At 63.1% G+C, this 19,950-nt stretch carries 16 protein-coding genes; 14 read left to right on the plus strand and 2 right to left on the minus strand.

The features are described from left to right. The first annotated feature begins 95 nt into the window (after nt 1–95). The 8 genes from BLU85_RS10820 (at nt 96) to BLU85_RS10855 (ending at nt 10,350) form a co-directional block, all read left to right on the plus strand. Nucleotides 96–1,001, plus strand: a complete 906-nt coding sequence (locus tag BLU85_RS10820) for a LysR family transcriptional regulator (RefSeq protein ID WP_092201514.1) — start codon at nt 96–98, stop codon at nt 999–1,001. Between the two features lie 218 nt (nt 1,002–1,219). After that, entirely contained in the window at nt 1,220–2,728 is a 1,509-nt protein-coding gene (locus BLU85_RS10825) for a sigma-54-dependent transcriptional regulator (protein WP_092201512.1), read from the plus strand. Nucleotides 2,729–3,146: 418 nt separating this feature from the next. Continuing rightward, nucleotides 3,147–3,530, plus strand: coding sequence for a glycine cleavage system protein GcvH (gcvH, locus tag BLU85_RS10830; RefSeq protein ID WP_092201510.1), 384 nt, complete (start codon nt 3,147–3,149; stop codon nt 3,528–3,530). A 10-nt stretch (nt 3,531–3,540) separates the two neighbouring features. Then, entirely contained in the window at nt 3,541–6,390 is a 2,850-nt protein-coding gene (gcvP, locus tag BLU85_RS10835; RefSeq protein WP_092201508.1) for an aminomethyl-transferring glycine dehydrogenase, read from the plus strand. A gap of 237 nt (nt 6,391–6,627) precedes the next feature. Continuing rightward, nucleotides 6,628–8,004, plus strand: a complete 1,377-nt coding sequence (locus BLU85_RS10840; protein WP_092201506.1) for an L-serine ammonia-lyase — start codon at nt 6,628–6,630, stop codon at nt 8,002–8,004. A gap of 31 nt (nt 8,005–8,035) precedes the next feature. Further along, nucleotides 8,036–9,160, plus strand: coding sequence for a glycine cleavage system aminomethyltransferase GcvT (gene gcvT, locus BLU85_RS10845; RefSeq protein WP_092201504.1), 1,125 nt, complete (start codon nt 8,036–8,038; stop codon nt 9,158–9,160). Between the two features lie 394 nt (nt 9,161–9,554). Then, nucleotides 9,555–9,767 (plus strand): cold-shock protein, encoded by a 213-nt coding sequence (locus tag BLU85_RS10850; RefSeq protein ID WP_003175786.1) that lies wholly within the window; start codon nt 9,555–9,557, stop codon nt 9,765–9,767. A gap of 94 nt (nt 9,768–9,861) precedes the next feature. Continuing rightward, complete coding sequence (locus BLU85_RS10855) at nt 9,862–10,350, plus strand: RDD family protein (RefSeq protein WP_092201502.1); 489 nt, start codon at nt 9,862–9,864, stop codon at nt 10,348–10,350. Between the two features lie 240 nt (nt 10,351–10,590). Here BLU85_RS10855 and nadA read toward each other — a convergent pair whose 3' ends face one another. Next, nucleotides 10,591–11,649: a quinolinate synthase NadA gene (gene nadA / locus BLU85_RS10860; protein WP_003205010.1), complete on the minus strand. Its 1,059-nt coding sequence runs from the start codon at nt 11,647–11,649 to the stop codon at nt 10,591–10,593. Nucleotides 11,650–11,956: 307 nt separating this feature from the next. Between nadA and BLU85_RS10865 the strand changes: the two genes are divergently transcribed. From BLU85_RS10865 to BLU85_RS10890, 6 genes are all read left to right on the plus strand, one after another. Then, the gene (locus BLU85_RS10865) at nt 11,957–13,765 is read left to right on the plus strand and encodes a copper resistance system multicopper oxidase (RefSeq protein WP_092201500.1); all 1,809 of its coding nucleotides are present in this window, start codon (nt 11,957–11,959) and stop codon (nt 13,763–13,765) included. 10 nt (nt 13,766–13,775) lie between these two features. Further along, complete coding sequence (locus tag BLU85_RS10870) at nt 13,776–14,678, plus strand: copper resistance protein B (RefSeq protein WP_092201498.1); 903 nt, start codon at nt 13,776–13,778, stop codon at nt 14,676–14,678. A gap of 43 nt (nt 14,679–14,721) precedes the next feature. Beyond that, on the plus strand, nt 14,722–15,099 hold the full coding sequence (gene copC, locus BLU85_RS10875; RefSeq protein ID WP_092166436.1) for a copper homeostasis periplasmic binding protein CopC: 378 nt from the start codon (nt 14,722–14,724) through the stop codon (nt 15,097–15,099). A gap of 4 nt (nt 15,100–15,103) precedes the next feature. Then, entirely contained in the window at nt 15,104–16,015 is a 912-nt protein-coding gene (copD, locus tag BLU85_RS10880) for a copper homeostasis membrane protein CopD (protein ID WP_092201495.1), read from the plus strand. 283 nt (nt 16,016–16,298) lie between these two features. Beyond that, nucleotides 16,299–17,486, plus strand: coding sequence for a cyanate transporter (locus tag BLU85_RS10885; RefSeq protein ID WP_092201493.1), 1,188 nt, complete (start codon nt 16,299–16,301; stop codon nt 17,484–17,486). Nucleotides 17,487–17,615: 129 nt separating this feature from the next. Next, nucleotides 17,616–18,527 carry a DMT family transporter gene (locus BLU85_RS10890; RefSeq protein ID WP_092201491.1) on the plus strand — a complete coding sequence of 304 codons (912 nt, stop codon included), beginning with the start codon at nt 17,616–17,618 and terminating at the stop codon, nt 18,525–18,527. 6 nt (nt 18,528–18,533) lie between these two features. Here the strand turns inward: BLU85_RS10890 and BLU85_RS10895 are convergent, their stop codons facing one another. Next, nucleotides 18,534–19,949: an amidase gene (locus BLU85_RS10895; protein ID WP_092201489.1), complete on the minus strand. Its 1,416-nt coding sequence runs from the start codon at nt 19,947–19,949 to the stop codon at nt 18,534–18,536. Nucleotide 19,950 lies beyond the last annotated feature (1 nt).

Here is a 19,950-nt window from a genome sequence, read left to right on the forward strand (position 1 = left end):
AAACCCGCCAGGGGAATGAGACGGAGCTTAGTTACCTGACTCGTTACAAAAAATGCGATGCTGGGACATAGTTTGTTTCTGAAATCGGGCAAATCATGGATCGTCTACAAGCAATGCGGGTGTTCGTCACGGTGGTCGACCTGGGCAGCCAGTCGGCGGCGGCCGAGCATCTGGACCTGTCGCGGCCAGTGGTATCGCGCTACCTGGCGGAGCTGGAAGATTGGGTCGGCGCCCGGCTGATGCACCGCACCACCCGCAAGCTGAGCCTGACGGCCGCAGGTTCCGAGATCCTGCCGCGCTGCCGGCAGATGCTGGAGCTGTCCGGCGACATGCAAGCCGCCGTCGGCACCCCGGACGACGCGCCACGGGGCCTGTTGCGCATCAGCGCCAGCACCTCGTTCGGCCAGGCCCAACTGGCGAGCGCCATGGCCGACTACGTCAAGCGCTACCCAGGGGTGAGCGTCGACCTGCAGATGCTCGACCGCACCGTGAACCTGGTGGACGAACGCATCGACCTGGCGATCCGTATGAGCAACGACCTGGACCCGAACCTGATCGCCCGCCGCCTGACGGTCTGCCGTTCGGTGATCTGCGCTTCGCCGCGGTATCTGCGTGAGCATTCGACACCGCTGCGCGTGGAAGACCTGAGCCGGCACAACTGCCTCACCCACTCCTACGTCGGCAAGAGCCTGTGGCATTTCGAGCAGGACGGCGAGCAGGTCTCGGTGCCGGTGCAAGGCAACATCAGCGCCAACGAAGCCAGCACATTGCTTCAAGCCACGATAGCCGGCGCAGGCGTGGCGATGCTGCCCAGCTACCAGGCCGGTGCCCACCTCAAGAACGGCGAACTGATCCGCCTGCTGCCCCATGCCGAACCGCGCCGGATGAACATGTACGCGGTGTATGCCTCACGCAAGCACATGCCCTCGGCGCTGCGCAGCCTGCTGGATTTTCTGGTGCTGAAGTTTCCCGAGACGCCGGAGTGGGATATGGGGCTGTAGAAATATTCGCCTCACCACTGTCCCCCTGTGGGAGCGAGCTTGCTCGCGATAGCGGTGTGACAGCCAGCAAAGATGTTGACTGACATTCAGCTATCGCAAGCAAGCTCGCTCCCACAAGGGCCAAGGTAGTTTTCTCAAGTACCGTCCCAGGATTTCACCAACAGCCCGCCCCAAGGCATACTGGCCACCCTCCGCAACCCAGAACCCAAAACCGCCCCATGCGTATCCACGTCAGTTTCATCGACCGCGTCGGCATCACCCAGGAAGTCCTGGCCTTGCTCGGTGGGCGCAATCTCAATCTGGATGCGGTGGAGATGGTGCCGCCCAACGTCTACATCGATGCCCCGACCCTCAGCCCGCAAGTGCTCGACGAGCTGCGCGAGGCGCTGTTCAGCGTGCGCGGCGTGCAGGCGGTCACCGTGGTGGACATCTTGCCGGGCCAGCGTCGGCACTTGCAGCTCGATGCCTTGCTCGCCGCCATGACCGACCCCGTGCTGGCCTTGGACAGCGTCGGCAAGGTGTTGCTGGCCAACCCGGCGTTGATCGCCCTGTATGGTCGTGAACCGGCCGGGGAAAGCGTGGCCGAGCTGTTCAGTGACGAGGCATTGCTCGGCGCCCTGCTGGAAAACGGTTTCCGCCTGCCGCTGCGGGAGGTCACCCTCAATGGCCAGACCTTGCTGCTGGACGCCACGCCCATCACCGACGCCGGCGCGCTGCTGACGCTCTATCAGCCCAATCGCATCGGCGAGCGTCTGTCCGCCCTGCACCACGACCACGCCGAAGGTTTCGACGCGCTGCTGGGCGAATCCCCGGCGATCCGCACCCTCAAGGCCCGGGCCCAGCGGGTCGCGGCCCTGGATGCACCGCTGCTGATCCAGGGCGAAACCGGCACTGGCAAGGAACTGGTGGCCCGGGCCTGTCACGCCATCAGCGCCCGTCACAGTGCGCCGTTCCTGGCCCTGAACTGCGCCGCGCTGCCGGAGAACCTGGCGGAAAGCGAGCTGTTCGGCTACGCCCCCGGCGCCTTCACCGGGGCGCAACGGGGCGGCAAGCCAGGACTGATGGAGTTGGCGAACCAGGGCACGGTATTCCTCGATGAAATCGGCGAGATGTCACCGTACCTGCAAGCCAAGCTCCTGCGTTTCCTGAACGATGGCAGCTTCCGCCGGGTGGGCGGCGACCGGGAAGTCAAGGTCAACGTGCGGATCCTCAGCGCCACCCACCGCAACCTGGAGAAAATGGTCAGCGAAGGCTCGTTCCGCGAGGACCTGTTCTATCGCCTGAACGTGCTCAACGTCGAAGTCCCGCCGTTGCGTGAACGCGGCCAGGACATCCTGCTGCTGGCGCGCTACTTCATGCAGCAGGCCTGCGCGCAGATCCAGCGCCCGGTCTGCCGCCTGGCTCCCGGTACGTATCCGGCGCTACTGGGCAACCGCTGGCCGGGCAACGTGCGGCAATTGCAGAATGTGATCTTCCGCGCCGCCGCCATCTGCGAAAGCAGCCTGGTGGACATCGGCGACCTGGACATCGCCGGCACCTCCGTAGCGCGCCAGAGCGATGTGGAAGTCGAAAGCCTGGAACAGGCCGTGGAAACCTTCGAGAAGCACCTGCTCGAAAGCCTCTACGTCAACTACCCCTCCACCCGCCAGCTCGCCAGCCGCTTGCAGACCTCCCATACCGCGATTGCCCATCGGTTGCGCAAATACGGGATTTCCGGGAAGCCGTAGGCCCCTTGTGGGAGCGAGCTTGCTCGCGATAGCGGTGGTTCAGTTTGCACTGAGGTGACTGGCAGTCCCCGATCGCGAGCAAGCTCGCTCCCACATGGGGCCGGCGTTGCGTTCAGAATCAAGCCAAAAACGACCTCCACCTGTACTGAAAGCGCTACAGCGGAACGATATCGATACACTTACCGCTAACCAGCACTGTACAAGGCTTTGATCCCACAACGATTTTATCCAGGCGTACGACTGTAGCGATTTCGCTACAGTCGAATTGATTCGAGTCTCGATAAAAGCATTCAACCCGTTGATTTATAAGCACTTATAAACATTGGCCGTATTCTTGCTATGGATATAACCATTCGGCCGGGCCAAGCCCCGCGCCTTTCTTCGCGTCCACCAGACGAATCTGGCCCCAGGAGTTTCCATGAGCGAGTTGCGTTTCACTGAAGATCACGAATGGCTGCGCACCGAAGCCGACGGCAGCGTCACCGTAGGCATTACCGCTTTCGCGCAGAACGCATTGGGCGACGTGGTTTTTGTGCAACTGCCTGAATTGCAGGCCTATGACAAAGGCGCCGAGGCCTCTACCGTGGAATCGGTCAAGGCCGCCAGCGGTGTGTACATGCCCCTGGACGGTGAAGTGCTCGAAGTGAACGACAAACTCGACGCCAGCCCGGAACTGGTCAACGAAGATCCGATGGGCGACGGCTGGTTCTTCCGCTTTAAACCGACCGACGCCGACGCAGTGGCTAAGCTGTTGGATCAAGACGCCTACGATCGCCTGATCAAAGCTAACGCCGAAGCCTGAGGAGCGCACCATGACCGTTAATCTCGGCACCGCCAACGAATTCATCGCCCGCCACATCGGCCCGCGTTCCAGCGACGAGCAAGCCATGCTCGAGCGCCTGGGCTACGACTCCCTGGAAGCGTTGAGCGCCAGCGTCATCCCGGAAAGCATCAAGGGCACCAGCGTGCTGGACATGGGCGACGGCCAGAGCGAAGCCGACGCACTGGCCTCGATCAAGGCCATCGCCAGCAAGAACCAACTGTTCAAGACCTACATCGGCCAGGGCTACTACAACTGCCACACGCCGGCACCGATCCTGCGCAACCTGCTGGAAAACCCGGCCTGGTACACCGCCTACACCCCGTATCAGCCAGAAATTTCCCAGGGCCGTCTCGAAGCGCTGTTGAACTTCCAGACCCTGATCAGCGACCTCACCGGCCTGCCGATCGCCAACGCCTCGTTGCTCGACGAAGCCACCGCCGCCGCCGAAGCCATGACCTTCTGCAAGCGCCTGAGCAAGAACAAGGGCAGCAAGGCCTTCTTCGCCTCCGTGCACAGCCACCCGCAAACCCTCGACGTGCTGCGCACCCGTGCCGAGCCCCTGGGCATCGACGTGGTGGTGGGCGATGAGCGCGAACTGAGCGACGTCAGCGGCTTCTTCGGCGCGCTGCTGCAGTACCCGGCCAGCAACGGCGACCTGTTCGACTACCGCGAACTGACCGAACGCTTCCACGCCGCCAACGCCCTGGTGGCCGTGGCCGCGGACCTGCTGGCCCTGACCCTGTTGACCCCACCGGGTGAATTCGGTGCCGACGTCGCCATCGGCAGCGCCCAACGCTTCGGCGTGCCGCTGGGTTTCGGCGGCCCACACGCGGCGTACTTCTCCACCAAAGACGCGTTCAAGCGTGACATGCCGGGCCGCCTGGTCGGTGTTTCCGTGGACCGTTTCGGCAAGCCGGCCCTGCGCCTGGCGATGCAGACCCGCGAGCAACACATCCGCCGCGAGAAAGCCACGAGCAACATCTGCACCGCCCAGGTGCTGCTGGCCAACATCGCCAGCATGTACGCCGTGTACCACGGCCCCAAGGGCCTGGTGCAAATTGCCAATCGCATCCATCACCTGACCGCGATCCTCGCCAAAGGCCTGGGCGAGCTGGGCCTGAGCGTCGAGCAAGAGAGCTTCTTCGACACCCTGACCCTGCACACCGGCGCGCAAACCGCCGCCCTGCACGACAAGGCCCGCGCCCAACGCATCAACCTGCGCGTGGTGGACACGGAACGCCTGGGCCTGTCCCTGGACGAGACCACCAGCCAAGCTGACGTCGAAGCCCTGTGGAACCTACTGGCCGACGGCAAGGCACTGCCGGACTTCGCGGCACTGGCCGCCACCGTGCAAAGCCGCATCCCGGCCGAGCTGGTGCGCCAATCGGCGATCCTCAGCCACCCGGTGTTTAACCGCTACCACTCCGAAACCGAGCTGATGCGCTACCTGCGCAAGCTCGCCGACAAGGACCTGGCCCTGGATCGCACCATGATTCCGCTGGGTTCCTGCACCATGAAACTCAACGCCGCCAGCGAAATGATCCCGGTGACCTGGGCCGAATTCGGCGCCCTGCACCCGTTCGCCCCGGCCGAGCAAAGCGCTGGCTACCAGCAACTGACCGACGAACTGGAAGCCATGCTCTGCGCCGCCACCGGCTATGACGCGGTGTCGCTGCAACCCAACGCCGGTTCCCAGGGCGAATACGCCGGCTTGCTGGCGATCCGCGCCTATCACCAGAGCCGTGGCGAAGACCGTCGCGACATCTGCCTGATCCCGTCCTCGGCCCACGGCACCAACCCGGCCACCGCCAACATGGCCGGCATGCGCGTGGTCGTGACCGCCTGCGATGCCCGTGGCAACGTCGACATCGAAGACCTGCGGGCCAAGGCCATCGAGCACCGCGAACACCTCGCGGCGCTGATGATCACCTACCCGTCCACCCACGGCGTATTCGAAGAAGGCATCCGCGAAATCTGCGGCATCATTCATGACAACGGCGGCCAGGTGTACATCGACGGCGCCAACATGAACGCCATGGTCGGCCTCTGCGCCCCGGGCAAGTTCGGCGGCGACGTGTCGCACCTGAACCTGCACAAGACCTTCTGCATCCCCCACGGCGGTGGCGGCCCGGGCGTCGGCCCGATTGGCGTCAAGTCGCACCTGGCGCCGTTCCTCCCAGGCCACGCCAACATGGCGCGCAAGGAAGGCGCGGTGTGCGCGGCGCCGTTCGGCAGCGCGAGCATCCTGCCGATCACCTGGATGTACATCCGCATGATGGGCGGCGCGGGCCTCAAGCGCGCCTCGCAACTGGCGATCCTCAATGCCAACTACATCGCCCGTCGCCTGGAAGAGCACTACCCGGTGCTCTACTCCGGCAGCAACGGCCTGGTGGCCCACGAGTGCATTCTCGATTTGCGTCCGCTCAAGGACAGCAGTGGCATCAGTGTCGATGACGTGGCCAAGCGCCTGATCGACTTCGGTTTCCACGCGCCGACCATGTCGTTCCCGGTGGCCGGCACGTTGATGATCGAACCGACCGAAAGCGAATCCAAGGAAGAACTGGACCGCTTCTGCGACGCCATGATCTGCATCCGCGAAGAAATTCGTGCGGTGGAAAACGGCAGCCTGGACAAAGACGACAACCCGCTGAAGAACGCCCCGCACACCGCGGCGGAGCTCGTCGGCGAGTGGACCCACCCCTACAGCCGCGAACAGGCGGTGTACCCGGTGGCGTCGTTGATCGATGGCAAGTACTGGCCGCCGGTGGGCCGGGTCGACAACGTGTTCGGCGACCGCAACCTGGTCTGCGCCTGCCCGTCGATCGAAAGCTACGCTTGACCTGTGGAGGGGCGGGCTTGCTCGCCACCTCTCAACAACACCGCGAACCTTGTGGAAGGTCACTTTCTCAAGGAAACCACATCTCCCTGTGGGAGCGAGCTTGCTCGCGATAGCGGTGTGACAGCTGACAGAAATGTTGACTGACACTCCGCTATCGCGAGCAAGCTCGCTCCCACAAAGGAGCCTGTGCCCCATTTCATAACCGTCGATCCCATAAAAAGAAACCGGAGAAACACCATGTCGTTAAGCGTGTTCGACCTGTTCAAGATCGGTATCGGTCCTTCCAGTTCCCATACCGTCGGCCCGATGCGTGCCGCTGCCCGTTTCGCCGAGGGGCTGCGCCGTGACGACCTGCTTGAAAGCATTACCAGCGTCAAGGTCGAGCTCTACGGCTCCCTGGGTGCCACCGGCAAGGGCCACGGCAGTGACAAGGCCGTGCTGCTGGGCCTGGAGGGCGAGCATCCCGACACCGTGGACACCGAAACGGTGAGCGCCCGGCTCCAGGAGATCCGCAGCAACGGTCGCCTGAACCTGCTCGGCGAACATGCCATCGAATTCAACGAAAAACTGCACTTGGCGATGATCCGCAAGCCGCTGGCCTTTCACCCCAACGGCATGATCTTCCGCGCCTTTGATGCCGCCGGGCTGCAAGTGCGCAGCCGCGAGTACTACTCGGTCGGTGGCGGCTTTGTCGTGGATGAAGACGCCGCCGGCGCCGACCGCATCGTCGAAGACGCCACGCCCCTGACCTTCCCGTTCAAGAGCGCCAAGGACCTGCTGGGTCATTGCACCACCTATGGCCTGTCTATCAGCCAGGTGATGCTGACCAACGAAAGCGCCTGGCGCCCCGAAGCCGAGACCCGCGCCGGCCTGCTGAAAATCTGGCAGGTGATGCAGGATTGCGTGGCGGCCGGCTGTCGCAACGAAGGGATTCTGCCGGGCGGGCTGAAGGTCAAGCGCCGGGCCGCGGCGTTGCATCGCCAGTTGTGCAAGAACCCCGAAGCCGCCCTGCGCGACCCGCTGTCGGTGCTGGATTGGGTCAACCTGTACGCCTTGGCCGTCAACGAAGAAAACGCCTACGGCGGGCGCGTCGTCACCGCCCCGACCAACGGGGCGGCGGGCATCGTCCCGGCTGTGCTGCATTACTACATGCGCTTCATCCCCGGAGCCAACGAGGATGGCGTGGTGCGATTCCTGCTGACCGCCGCCGCCATCGGCATCCTGTACAAGGAAAACGCCTCCATTTCCGGCGCCGAAGTCGGTTGCCAGGGTGAAGTCGGCGTGGCCTGTTCCATGGCCGCCGGCGCCTTGTGCGAAGTACTCGGCGGCACCGTGCAGCAAGTGGAAAACGCCGCCGAGATCGGCATGGAACACAACCTCGGCCTGACCTGCGACCCGATCGGCGGGCTGGTGCAGGTGCCATGCATCGAACGCAACGCCATGGGCTCGGTGAAGGCCATCAACGCGGTGCGCATGGCCATGCGCGGCGATGGGCATCACTTCGTCTCCCTCGACAAAGTCATCCGCACCATGCGCCAGACCGGCGCCGACATGAAAAGCAAATACAAGGAGACCGCCCGCGGCGGTCTGGCGGTCAACATCATCGAATGCTGACGCGCGCCATTCTCATTTTCCAGGAGCTGATATGTCCACCGAACAACTGTTGAAAACCCCGCTGCACGCCCTGCACCTCGAACTCGGCGCCCGCATGGTGCCGTTCGCCGGCTACGACATGCCGGTGCAGTACCCACTGGGCGTGATGAAGGAACACCAGCACACCCGCGATCAGGCCGGGCTGTTCGACGTGTCCCACATGGGCCAGATCCGCCTGAGCGGCGCAGGCGCCGCCAAGGCCCTGGAAACCCTGGTGCCGGTGGACATCATCGACCTGCCGATAGGCATGCAGCGCTACGCCATGTTCACCAACGACAACGGCGGCATCCTCGACGACCTGATGGTCGCCAACCTGGGCAATGACGAACTGTTCCTGGTGGTCAACGCCGCCTGCAAGGAACAGGACCTGGCCCACCTGCGTGCGCACATTGGCGATCAGTGCACGATCGAGCCGCTGTTCGAGGCCCGCGCCCTGCTCGCCCTGCAAGGCCCGGCCGCCGTCACCGTGCTCGCCCGCCTGGCGCCGGACGTGGCGAAGATGACCTTCATGCAGTTCCAGCGCGTCACGCTGCTGGGCGTGGATTGCTTTGTCAGCCGTTCGGGCTACACCGGTGAAGACGGTTTCGAAATCTCCGTACCCGCCGCCGACGCGGAAAAACTCGCCCGTGCCTTGCTGGCCGAGCCGGAAGTCGCGGCCATCGGCCTCGGCGCCCGTGACTCCCTGCGCCTGGAAGCCGGCCTGTGCCTGTATGGCCACGACATGAACACCGAGACGACGCCGATCGAAGCCAGCCTGTTGTGGGCCATTTCCAAAGTGCGCCGTGCCGATGGCGCCCGCGCCGGTGGTTTCCCCGGCGCCGAGAGCGTGTTCGCCCAACAACAGGGCGGCGTGAAGCGCAAACGCGTCGGCCTGCTGCCCCAGGAACGCACACCCGTGCGTGAAGGCGCGGAGATCGTCAACGAAGCCGGCGAGACCATCGGCTCTGTGTGCAGCGGCGGTTTCGGCCCGACCTTGGGCGCGCCGTTGGCGATGGGTTACCTGGACAGCGCCTATGTAGCGCTGGATACGCCGGTCTGGGCCATCGTGCGTGGGAAAAAGGTGCCTTTGCTTGTAAGCAAAATGCCATTCGTTCCACAGCGCTACTACCGCGGCTGATTGGTTGTTTCTATAAGTAACGCGGTTGCGTTATACGTGCACTAATGTGTCACGCAACCGCCATAAAAAGGTGCATATCTTAGACATTCAACCGACCTTATAACGATCGTAAACAATTGAACTAGCCTATCGAATAAGCCCTGCTCCGCAAGCGGCGTAAATGCGGGCAAGCTGAGCAAATACGGGGCCTTCCGAGGGGGTTGTTTTTTTATTCGAAGTTGGCGTAGAGTTTGGTCACTGTGTTTGCATGGGTCGCTTGGAATCGTGACCTGGGCAGTAGCTTATGAAGTTCGCTACATCCCGTTCGACGTCTCTTACTTTCCTGCAACCCAGCCCAGTACTCTTTCATGCGAAAGAGGCTGTCATCAATTTTAGCGTCAAAGGAAATAAGAAAATGTCTCAACGTCAGAGCGGTACCGTCAAGTGGTTCAACGACGAAAAGGGTTTTGGTTTTATCACGCCTGAAAGCGGTCCGGACCTGTTCGTGCATTTCCGCGCCATCCAGGGCAACGGCTTCAAGAGCCTGAAAGAAGGCCAGAAAGTCACTTTCGTTGCCGTGCAAGGCCAGAAAGGCATGCAGGCTGACGAGGTTCAAGCCGAAGCCTGAGGCTTTCGCACACTAAAAAGCCCCTGATTGATATCAGGGGCTTTTTTATGGGCGTAAATCCGTAAAATGGCTTCTTTTTTCAGCCGAGGCCGTCATGCCGAAACACCTGCTCACGCCCCAGGGCGACTTCCCCCCCGCCGGCCTGGGCCGTCGCCTGGCGGCGATGTTTTATGACTTTTTGCTGTGCACCGCGCTGCTGATCGTCACCAGCGGTGCCTACAAGATGATCCAGATGGCGATCATCGGCGAAGAAAAGATGCGCGCCCTGACCGAAGCCGGTGCGCTGGACGGCGACCCATTGCTGTCCACCGTGCTGCTGTTCGCGCTGTTCGGCTTCTTCGCCAAGTTCTGGACCCACAACGGCCAGACCCTGGGCATGCAGGTGTGGTGCATCCGCGTACAGAACGCCGATGGCACGGCCATCAGCCTGTGGCAGGCGCTGCTGCGGTTCGTGGTGTCGATCGCGTCACTGCTGCTGGTGGGGTTGGGTTTCATCTGGGCGCTGTTCGACAAGCGCCAGCGCAGCTGGCATGACATCTACTCGGAAACGCAGCTGGTGCGGATTCCCAAGAAGAGCAAGTAATTCCCGACTGCAAGACAGCCTTGTGGCGAGGGAGCTTGCTCCCGCTCGGCTGGTGTAGGAGCTGTCGAAGGCTGCGATCTTTTGATCTTTCGCTTGAGACTCAAGTGTCTGGGACAAGATCGCAGCCTCGTTGCACTCGACAGCTCCTACACCGCAGTCCCGCGGAAGCAAGCTCCCTCGCCACAAAAAGCTTTAAGGCCTCAAGCCCCTAACGCTCAAAGACCATCAGCCTCCCAACGATCAGGCATTGCCCGCCAGCTTCATCCGCGCCGCCTGGGTGAAGTCCAGCATGCGCTTGAGCGGGCGAATCGCCTGGGGGATCAGCGCCGGGTCGACGAAGATCTCGTTGGCACCTTCCTGCAAGCTCTTGAGCGTGCGCTCCAGGGTGTTCATGGCCATCCATGGGCAATGTGCGCAACTGCGGCACGCCGCGCCGTTACCGGCGGTAGGGGCCTCGATGAAGACCTTGTCCGGGCACAGCTGCTGCATCTTGTAGAAAATGCCCCGGTCGGTGGCGACGATCAGCGTCTTGTTCGGCAGGGTCTGGGCCGCGGCGATCAACTGGCTGGTGGAGCCCACGGCGTCCGCCAGCTCGATCACCGATGTCGGCGACTCCGGGTGCACCAGGATCGCGGCGTCCGGGTACAGCGCCTTCATGTCCTCCAATTGCTTGGACTTGAACTCTTCGTGGACGATGCAGGCACCGTCCCAGAGCAACATGTCGGCGCCGGTCTTGCGCTGGATGTAAGTGCCCAGGTGCTTGTCCGGCCCCCAGATGATCGTCTCGCCGTTGTCCATCAGGCTCTCGACGATTTCCAGTGCGCAACTGGATGTCACCACCCAGTCGGCCCGGGCCTTGACCGCCGCCGAGGTGTTGGCATAAACCACCACGGTGCGCTCCGGATGCTGGTCGCAGAACGCCGAGAACTCATCCACCGGGCAACCCAGGTCCAGGGAGCAGGTGGCTTCCAGGGTGGGCATCAACACGCGTTTTTCGGGGTTGAGAATCTTGGCCGTCTCGCCCATGAACTTGACCCCGGCCACCACCACGGTCTTGGCCGGGTGGGCATTGCCGAAGCGGGCCATTTCCAAGGAATCGGACACGCAACCACCGGTCTCTTCGGCCAGGGCCTGGATGATCGGGTCGCAGTAGAAATGCGCGACCAGCACCGCGTCCTGAGCCTTGAGCTCGGCGGCGATGGCGGCGCGGTACCAGGCTTCTTGCTCGGCGGTCAGCGGCTTGGGCTGCTTGGCGTCGAGGTGGGCCTGGACCAGAAGGCGTTCGGAAATTTGCGTCATGTTCGCAAGACCTGCAAGCGCGTTTAGCGCGAAAGTCGAGTATACACCCGGCTCCGGACCACTCGGGTACCGCCGGGAAAGTGGGTATCAATCAGGCACGGGACAGCGTGAAGCCGGCAAGGCTACAGAATATCCCGCCGATGCAAAAGATCATTCTGACCTGTGCCCCGCCAGGCGACATCGCGCCCGGCCAAGCTGACTGAAATGTAATCACTCGCCTGATCCGCCTGTGTCATCTTTCGCTCAAATCTGCACAGGGAGACCACCTCCCATGCACGCAGCGAATCGACTGACGGACTCTCATCGCATGCAAACAAAAACTTCCCGGCGAACCTTCGTAAAGGGCCTGACTGCCGGCGGCATCCTCGGCGGCCTGGGTCTGTGGCGCGCGCCCGTCTGGGCAGTCACCGGCCCGGGCCAGCCCAACGTACTGAGCGGCACCGAGTTCGACCTGTTCATCGGCGAAAGCCCGGTCAATTTCACCGGCAACCCCCGCACCGCCCAGACCATCAATGGCGGCATCCCCGGCCCGCTGCTGCGCTGGCGTGAAGGCGACACCGTGACCCTGCGGGTGCGCAATCGCTTGCAGGACACCACCTCCATCCACTGGCACGGGATCCTGCTGCCGGCCAACATGGACGGCGTTCCGGGATTGAGTTTCAAAGGCATCGAGCCTGGCGGTCTGTACGTTTATCAATTCAAGGTCCGGCAGAACGGCACCTACTGGTACCACAGCCACTCCGGTTTCCAGGAACAGTCCGGGGTCTATGGTCCGCTGGTGATTGACGCCAGGGAGCCCGAGCCCTTCCAGTACGAACGGGACTATGTGGTGATGCTCACCGACTGGACCGATGAGGATCCCGGCGACGTCCTGCGCAAGCTCAAGAAGCAATCGGACTACTACAACTACAACAAACGCACCGTCGGCGACTTCATCGACGACGTGGGCAAGAACGGCTGGGCCAATACCGTGGCCGACCGCAAGATGTGGGCCGAGATGAAGATGAACCCCACTGACCTGGCCGACGTCAGTGGTGCCACCTACACCTACCTCATGAACGGCCAGGCGCCGGACATGAACTGGACCGGCCTGTTCAAGCCCGGCGAGCGCCTTCGCCTGCGCTTTATCAACGGCTCGTCCATGAGCTATTTCGACGTGCGAATTCCCGGCTTGAAGATGACAGTGGTGGCGTCCGACGGCCAATACGTCAAACCGGTGAGCGTCGATGAGTTCCGGATCGCCGTGGCCGAAACCTATGACGTCATCGTCGAACCCACCCAAGAGGCCTACACCCTGTTCGCCCAGTCCATGGACCGCACCGGCTATGCCCGCGGCACCCTCGCGACCAGGGCCGGATTGTCGGCACCGGTGCCGCCCCTGGACCCTCGGCCCCTGGTGACCATGGACGACATGGGCATGGGTGGCATGGACCACGGCGACATGGGGCAAATGAACGGCATGGACCACGGCTCGATGCAGGGCATGGCGGGAATGGACGACAGCTCGATGCAAGGCATGGATCACAGCCAGATGCAGGGCATGGGCGACATGGCCGGTATGGATCACGGTGCCATGCAGGGCATGGACAGCATGCTCGCGCACCCCGACACCGAGAAAGACAATCCCCTGGTGGACATGCAGGCCATGAGCGTCAAGCCCAAGCTCGATGACCCGGGCATGGGGCTGCGGGACAACGGCCGCAAAGTGCTTACCTACTCCGACCTGCGCAGCACCTTTCCCGACCCCGACGGCCGCGAACCGGGCCGCACGATCGAGCTGCACCTGACCGGGCACATGGAGAAATTCGTCTGGTCGTTCAACGGCGTGAAGTTCGCCGACGCCGCGCCGCTGCTGCTCAAGTACGGCGAGCGACTGCGCATCGTGCTGATCAACGACACCATGATGACCCACCCCATCCACCTGCACGGCATGTGGAGCGACCTGGAGGATGAGAACGGCCAGTTCATGGTCCGCAAGCACACCATCGACATGCCACCGGGTGCCAGGCGCAGCTACCGGGTCACCGCCGATGCCCTCGGGCGCTGGGCGTATCACTGCCATCTGCTGTTTCACATGGAGATGGGCATGTTCCGTGAAGTTCGGGTGCAGGAATGAGGAGCCGACCATGACCACTGTTTTTCACTACTCCACGGCACTCATTGCCAGCCTGGCCCTCGGCACCATCACCCCGACCTGGGCGGCCAGCAACGACATGCCCGGCATGGATCACAGCCAGATGCCGGGAATGGACCACAGCCAGATGCAAGGTATGGATTCAATGCAGGGCATGGAACCCATGCAATCGGCGCCGACCAGCAGCCGCACGCCGATCCCGGCGCTGACCGCCGCCGACCGCGCCGCCGTCTACGAGGATCATGGCGGGCACGCGGTGCATGACAGCGCCATCCATTCGTTTTTCCTCATCGACCAACTGGAATGGCAGGACGCCGATGACGGCAGCGCCCTGAGCTGGGATGCATCGGGCTGGATCGGCGGCGACATCGACCGCTTGTGGCTGCGCTCCGAAGGTGAACGCCTCAACGGCAAGACCGAAGAAGCCGAATTGCAGGCCCTATGGGGTCACGCCGTCAGCCCCTGGTGGGACCTGGTGGCCGGCGTGCGCCAGGACTTCAAGCCAGGCGATCCGCAAACCTGGGCCGCCTTCGGTGTGCAAGGCATGGCGCTCTACAACTTCGAAGCCGAGGCCACCGCGTTCATCGGCGAAGGTGGCCAGAGCGCGGCGCGCCTGGAGGGCGACTATGACATCTTGCTGACCAACCGCCTGATCCTGCAGCCCACCGCCGAAGCCAACTTCTATGGCAAGAACGATCCCGCCCGTGGCGTCGGCTCGGGGCTGTCGGACACCGAGCTCGGCCTGCGGCTGCGCTACGAAATACGCCGCGAATTCGCGCCCTACATTGGCGTCACCTGGAATCGGGTCTACGGCAACACCGCCGACTACGCCCGGGAAGATGACGAAGACCGCAGCGAAGCGCGCCTGGTGCTCGGCCTGCGCCTGTGGTTCTGACCTGTTTCACTAAAACTAAAAACCGAGCTGTAGGAGTCCTTGCATGTCATTCATCAAAACCGCCGTCGCCTTGTCCGCCGGCCTGTTGCTCAGTGGCCTGGCCCAGGCCCACCCGAAACTGCTGTCCTCCTCCCCGGCTGAAGGCGCCGAAGGAGCGGCGCCGGCGAAGATCGAGCTGCACTTTTCCGAAAACCTGATGACCCAGTTTTCCGGCGCCAAGCTGATGATGACTGCGATGCCGGGCATGGCGGCGCATTCGCCGATGCCCATGCCGGCCAAGGTGTCCGGCAGCGATGATCCCAAAACCATGGTCATCACCCCGAATGCCCCGCTTACCACCGGCACTTACCAAGTCCAGTGGCGCGCGGTGTCGTCCGACACTCACCCGATCACCGGCAACGTCACATTCAAGGTGAAGTGAGTTGATGAGCGACTCGATCAACATCGCGCTGCGCTTTGCCTTGTACCTGGATTTGATGTTGCTGTTCGGCCTGGCCGCGTTTGGCCTCTATAGCCTGCGAGGCCAAGAGCGGGTCTCGGGGGTGCAGTTGCCTTTCGCGCCGCTGCTGTTGATCACGGCGGTGCTGGGAGGCTTGCTTTCCCTGGCGGCCATGGCGTGCATGGCCTGGGCCATGAGCGGTGTTTCGGCGTGGGCCGAACTGTGGCCGCACATTGAAATGATGGTCGTGCAAACCGATGTCGGCTTGAGTTGGACGCTGCGCATGGCGGCGCTGCTGCTGGCCGGTTTCGCCGTGCCGCTCAATCACCGTTGGCCGAGCGCCAGCCTCGGCCTGGTCACACTGGCCGGGGCCGTAGCGCTGGCGACACTGGCTTGGGCAGGTCACGGCGCCATGGACGAAGGCAGCCGTCGCAACTGGCACTTCATCACCGACTTCCTGCACCTGTGGGCGGCGGGTGGCTGGGTCGGTGCCTTGGCCGCGTTTGCCCTGCTGCTTCGCCAGGCCGAACCTGCGTTGGCGGTACTGGCCCGGACATTGACCGGGTTCGAAACCGTCGGTGCGGTGATCGTGCTGGTCATCGGCGTGACGGGGGTGGTGAACTATCTGTTTATCGTCGGCCCGAGTGTCGAAGGGCTGCTGGACAGCACCTATGGTCAGTTGCTGACGCTCAAACTCATCTTGTTCGCGGCCATGCTGGTGTTCGCCGCATTGAACCGTTTTCACCTGAGCCCGCTGCTGGAACAAGCCCGACAGAGCGGCGAGCACGGAGTTGCGGTGAAGGCCCTGCGGCGCAGCATGGTGCTGGAGTTCGCCGTGGCGGTGGTCATCCTGGGGTTGGTGGCCTGGTTGGGCACGCTGAGCCCGGCGATGGAATAATCGGCTAGCGCCTCACTCATCCGTGGCGAGGGAGCATGTAGGAGCTGCCGAAGGCTGCGATCTTTTGCCTTTCGCTTGGGACTCAAGTGCCTGGGGAAAGATCGCAGCCTCGTTGCACTCGACAGCTCCTACACAGCTCCTACACGCAGCCCAACGGTATCTTCCGCGCCACAAGGTCACCGGGCTCGGCATTTAATTATTCAATAAGCCCCGCCAGTTTTCAGTTTGCCCAAAGCACTGTACCGCCGCATAAATGATGCTTTGTTTTAACCAAGGCTCTGTTATGGAAAACGTTCGAACCTCAAGCACCCACGCCGTCTGGCTGATGGTCAGCATCGTGTTGGTGGCGCTGAACCTGCGGCCCTCGATGGCCGCGGTCGGGCCGTTGCTGTCAGCCATTCGCGGCGAGGTCCCCCTGAGCTTCAGCACGGCCTCGCTGCTGACCATGTTGCCGGTCATGGCCATGGGCCTGGCGATGTTCCTGGGCATGCGCATCGCCCTGCGCATCGGTGAGCACCGCACCATTGTCCTGTCGCTGTTGATCATCGGTATCGCCACCGCATCGCGTTTGTACCTGGACAGCGCCGCCGAGCTGATCGTCAGCGCGGTGCTGGCCGGACTCGGCATCGCGCTGATCCAGGCGGTGATGCCAGCGCTGATCAAGTCGCGCTACGCCGACAACGTCTCGCTGTTCATGGGCCTTTATGTCACGTCGATCATGGGCGGCGCGGCGCTTGCCGCGTCGTTTTCGCCGTTTGTCCTGGCGCAAACCGGCAGCTGGCGCATCGGCCTGGCGATCTGGGCGCTGTTGGCGTTGGTCGCCCTGGGTTGCTGGTACGCCCAGCGTTCAGCCGTGACCCCGTTACCCGAAGCCCCCGTCCGGCAGCGAGAATCATTCTTCAGCAATTCCCGGGCTTGGCTGCTGGCGATTTTCTTCGGCCTGGGCACCGCCTCCTACACCTGTGTACTGGCCTGGCTGGCCCCGTACTACGTGGAAAAGGGCTGGAGTGAACAACACGCAGGCCTGCTGCTGGGGTTCCTCACGGCCATGGAAGTGCTGTCCGGCCTCGTCACTCCGGCGATCGCCAACCGCAGCCAGGACAAGCGCGTGGTCCTCGCCGTGTTACTGGTGCTGATCATGGGCGGCTTCTGCGGCCTGATCCTCAGCCCGGAACGCTTCAGCCTGTTGTGGCCTTGCCTGCTGGGCCTGGGCATCGGCGGCCTGTTCCCGATGAGCCTGATCGTGTCCCTAGACCACTTGGACAACCCGCGACGGGCCGGCGGCCTGACCGCGTTCGTGCAAGGCATCGGCTACCTGATCGCGGGGCTCTCGCCATTGATTGCCGGGATGATCCGCGATCAGTTGGGCAGCTTCGAATGGGCCTGGTGGTCGCTCACCGCCGTCATGGCGTTGATGCTCCTGATGGTGCTGCGCTTCAATCCCAAGCAGTACGCGCGGCATATCAGCTAGTCAACGAAGACAGGCCGCTCGCGCCCGGGGCTGCATTCGATGCAGCCCCGGTTTTGACAGTTCACCCATGACGGCAGACCGTTTTGTCCATCATGACGTTCCGATCCGCAACACAGGAATAAGACCTTGATGAAAAACGTCGGTTTTGCCGCCGCTCACTGGGGCATGCTCATTTGGGCAATGCTGATCGCCTCGTCGTTCTTTGCCGCGGCCCAGGTCAGCCAGACGATCGACCCGATCCTGCTCACGGGCCTGCGCCTGCTGTTTTCCGCGCTGATGTTCCTGCCGCCGCTGCTCCTGAAAAACACCTCGCCCATTTCCATCAGGGGCCTGCTGGCCCACGCTGTGCTCGGCCTGCTGTTGGCGACTTATTTTGGTTCGTTGTTCGAAGCGCTGCGCTACACCTCGGCGGTCAACACCGCGACGCTGTACACGCTGGTACCCTTGATGACCTTGTTTTTCGAGGTATTCCTGCTGCCCAGTCCCAGCCTCAAGACCCGTCTGCTGCCCATGTTGGTGGCGGCAGTCGGCGCCGTGTTGCTGACGCTCAAGGGCTCGGCCCCGGGGCAAATGCCGGCGCTCTATCCGGTGCTGGTGTTCGGTGCCGGTTGCCTGGCGATGGCGTTGTATTCGCCGCTGAGCCAACGCTTCAAGGCAACAGCGTTGCAGGGCCGCGATCCGGTGGCGATGACGTTCTGGAACATGCTGTTCGGTTCGCTGTTCCTGCTGGTGTTCTGCCTGGCCAGCGGCGGGTGGCGCAGCGGCCTGCAGTTGTCGACGCTGGACATCGGCTGGCTGGTGTACCTGGCCTTGTTCGGCACCCTCGCCACGTTCTGGCTGCTGCACCGGGCAATCGGGGTGATCTCACCCTCCACGGTGATTTCCTACGTTTACCTCAACACCCTGTTCGTCACCCTGCTGAATTGGTTCTGGCTCAGGCAGCAACCGATGATGATCGAGATCATCGGCGCCGCGCTGGTGGGAGGCGGCATGCTGGCACTGGTGGTCAGCAGCCGTAACGCCAGAACCGTTACGGCTTGAGCCCCCTCAGTACGTCGATACCGGGCGAGGCGAAACCGGGCTCCAGCGCTCCAGTTCCCGCTCAAGGAAAGCAGCCACCGCCAACAACCGTTCCTCTTGCCAGTGAGGCCCGACAATCTGAATGCCGATGGGCATCCCGGTGGACGGGTCGACGCCGGCGCGGATCACCACCGCGGGTGAGCCGCTGAGACTGAACGGGAACACGAAGGCATACTGATCGCGGTCCTCCAGGGACGCACCATGGCGGAACGCGACATCCGGGAAGACCGGACAGATGAACAGATCATGCTGCTTGAAGAACTTCGCCAACTGATAGCGGAAGGTATCGATCATGATCCAGTCGCGCTTGACTTCATCCACGCTCAATTCCACGGCCTCGCTCATGTCCAGCAACTGAGCGATCGCCGGGGTAAAGCTGCGCTTGTTCATGGACTCGAACAAACGCCGCCAGCCGCGTCCGGCATCGGCGCCCGTGATGAACACCCGCCACAGGACATCGCAGGCTTCGTCGAGCATCGGCGGCGCGACCTCGCTGACCTGCGTCACCACGGGGCTCAAGCACTGCTCGACCTGCTGCAACACCTGGCTCACCGCCGCGCTGACGGGGGTTCGGCTCGACGCCGAGAACAGCGCGATACGCAGGTCGGCCAGGGGCTCGCTGGCGGCGAACGGCACATCGACGGTGTCTGGATCATGGCCGTCGGCACCGCTGATCAGCGGACCGAGCAGCGCCAGGTCATCGACATAGCGCCCCATCACGCCAAAGGCCGAGGTCAGGTGAAACAGCCCGGAACGGTCATTGGGAAACTGGCCGGTCAACGGCACCCGTCCCTGGGTCAGTTTCAGGCCGCAGATGCCATTGAAGTGCGCCGGGATCCGCACACTGCCGCAGGCATCGGACGCCAGCCCCGCGGGTGAACACCCGGCGGCGATGGCGGCCGCTTCACCGCCACTGCTGCCGCCCGCCGAGCGGAGCAGATCGTGGGGGTTGAGGGTGCGCCCGTAGATCAGGTTCTCGGTCTCGAAGGCCATGCACAGTTCCGGCACATTGCTGATGCCCAGAATGATCGCGCCGGCCTGCCGAAGTCGGGCGACAGCCGTCGCGTCCTCCTGGCTGAGATCCCCCATCAGCTCCCCCACGCCGCGGGACATCTTGAATCCGCGAACATGGAGGACGTCTTTGACAGTGATGGGAATGCCATGCAGCGGACCGCTGATCTGGCCGATGCGCGCCATCTCGTCCGCCTCACGGGCCTGGCGCCGCAGGTCCTCGACCGGCGCCAGTTGGATCAATGCATTGATCTGCCGGTTACGCTCAGCGATGCGCTGCAAGTAGAACTCCAGCAACGTCACGCTGGTCAGCACGCCACGGCGCAGCAGGCCGGCCATTTCCCGCAACGTCAGCGTGTCGGGGTTGAACATA

Origin of the sequence: Pseudomonas sp. NFACC14 (assembly GCF_900106885.1) — a bacterium.
Taxonomy (GTDB): domain Bacteria; phylum Pseudomonadota; class Gammaproteobacteria; order Pseudomonadales; family Pseudomonadaceae; genus Aquipseudomonas; species Aquipseudomonas fluorescens_AA.

Bases quoted from the DNA above. Each gene is read 5' to 3' on its own strand.
- BLU85_RS10870 (WP_092201498.1), top strand. From the start codon at position 13,776: ATGACCACTGTTTTTCACTACTCCACGGCACTCATTGCCAGCCTGGCC.
- BLU85_RS10850 (WP_003175786.1), top strand. From the start codon at position 9,555: ATGTCTCAACGTCAGAGCGGTACCGTCAAGTGGTTCAACGACGAAAAG.
- gcvT (WP_092201504.1), top strand. From the start codon at position 8,036: ATGTCCACCGAACAACTGTTGAAAACCCCGCTGCACGCCCTGCACCTC.
- BLU85_RS10855 (WP_092201502.1), top strand. From the start codon at position 9,862: ATGCCGAAACACCTGCTCACGCCCCAGGGCGACTTCCCCCCCGCCGGC.
- gcvH (WP_092201510.1), top strand. From the start codon at position 3,147: ATGAGCGAGTTGCGTTTCACTGAAGATCACGAATGGCTGCGCACCGAA.
- BLU85_RS10820 (WP_092201514.1), top strand. From the start codon at position 96: ATGGATCGTCTACAAGCAATGCGGGTGTTCGTCACGGTGGTCGACCTG.
- copC (WP_092166436.1), top strand. From the start codon at position 14,722: ATGTCATTCATCAAAACCGCCGTCGCCTTGTCCGCCGGCCTGTTGCTC.
- BLU85_RS10865 (WP_092201500.1), top strand. From the start codon at position 11,957: ATGCAAACAAAAACTTCCCGGCGAACCTTCGTAAAGGGCCTGACTGCC.
- BLU85_RS10825 (WP_092201512.1), top strand. From the start codon at position 1,220: ATGCGTATCCACGTCAGTTTCATCGACCGCGTCGGCATCACCCAGGAA.
- BLU85_RS10885 (WP_092201493.1), top strand. From the start codon at position 16,299: ATGGAAAACGTTCGAACCTCAAGCACCCACGCCGTCTGGCTGATGGTC.
- BLU85_RS10890 (WP_092201491.1), top strand. From the start codon at position 17,616: ATGAAAAACGTCGGTTTTGCCGCCGCTCACTGGGGCATGCTCATTTGG.
- nadA (WP_003205010.1), bottom strand. From the start codon at position 11,649: ATGACGCAAATTTCCGAACGCCTTCTGGTCCAGGCCCACCTCGACGCC.
- gcvP (WP_092201508.1), top strand. From the start codon at position 3,541: ATGACCGTTAATCTCGGCACCGCCAACGAATTCATCGCCCGCCACATC.
- copD (WP_092201495.1), top strand. From the start codon at position 15,104: ATGAGCGACTCGATCAACATCGCGCTGCGCTTTGCCTTGTACCTGGAT.
- BLU85_RS10895 (WP_092201489.1), bottom strand. From the start codon at position 19,949: ATGTTCAACCCCGACACGCTGACGTTGCGGGAAATGGCCGGCCTGCTG.
- BLU85_RS10840 (WP_092201506.1), top strand. From the start codon at position 6,628: ATGTCGTTAAGCGTGTTCGACCTGTTCAAGATCGGTATCGGTCCTTCC.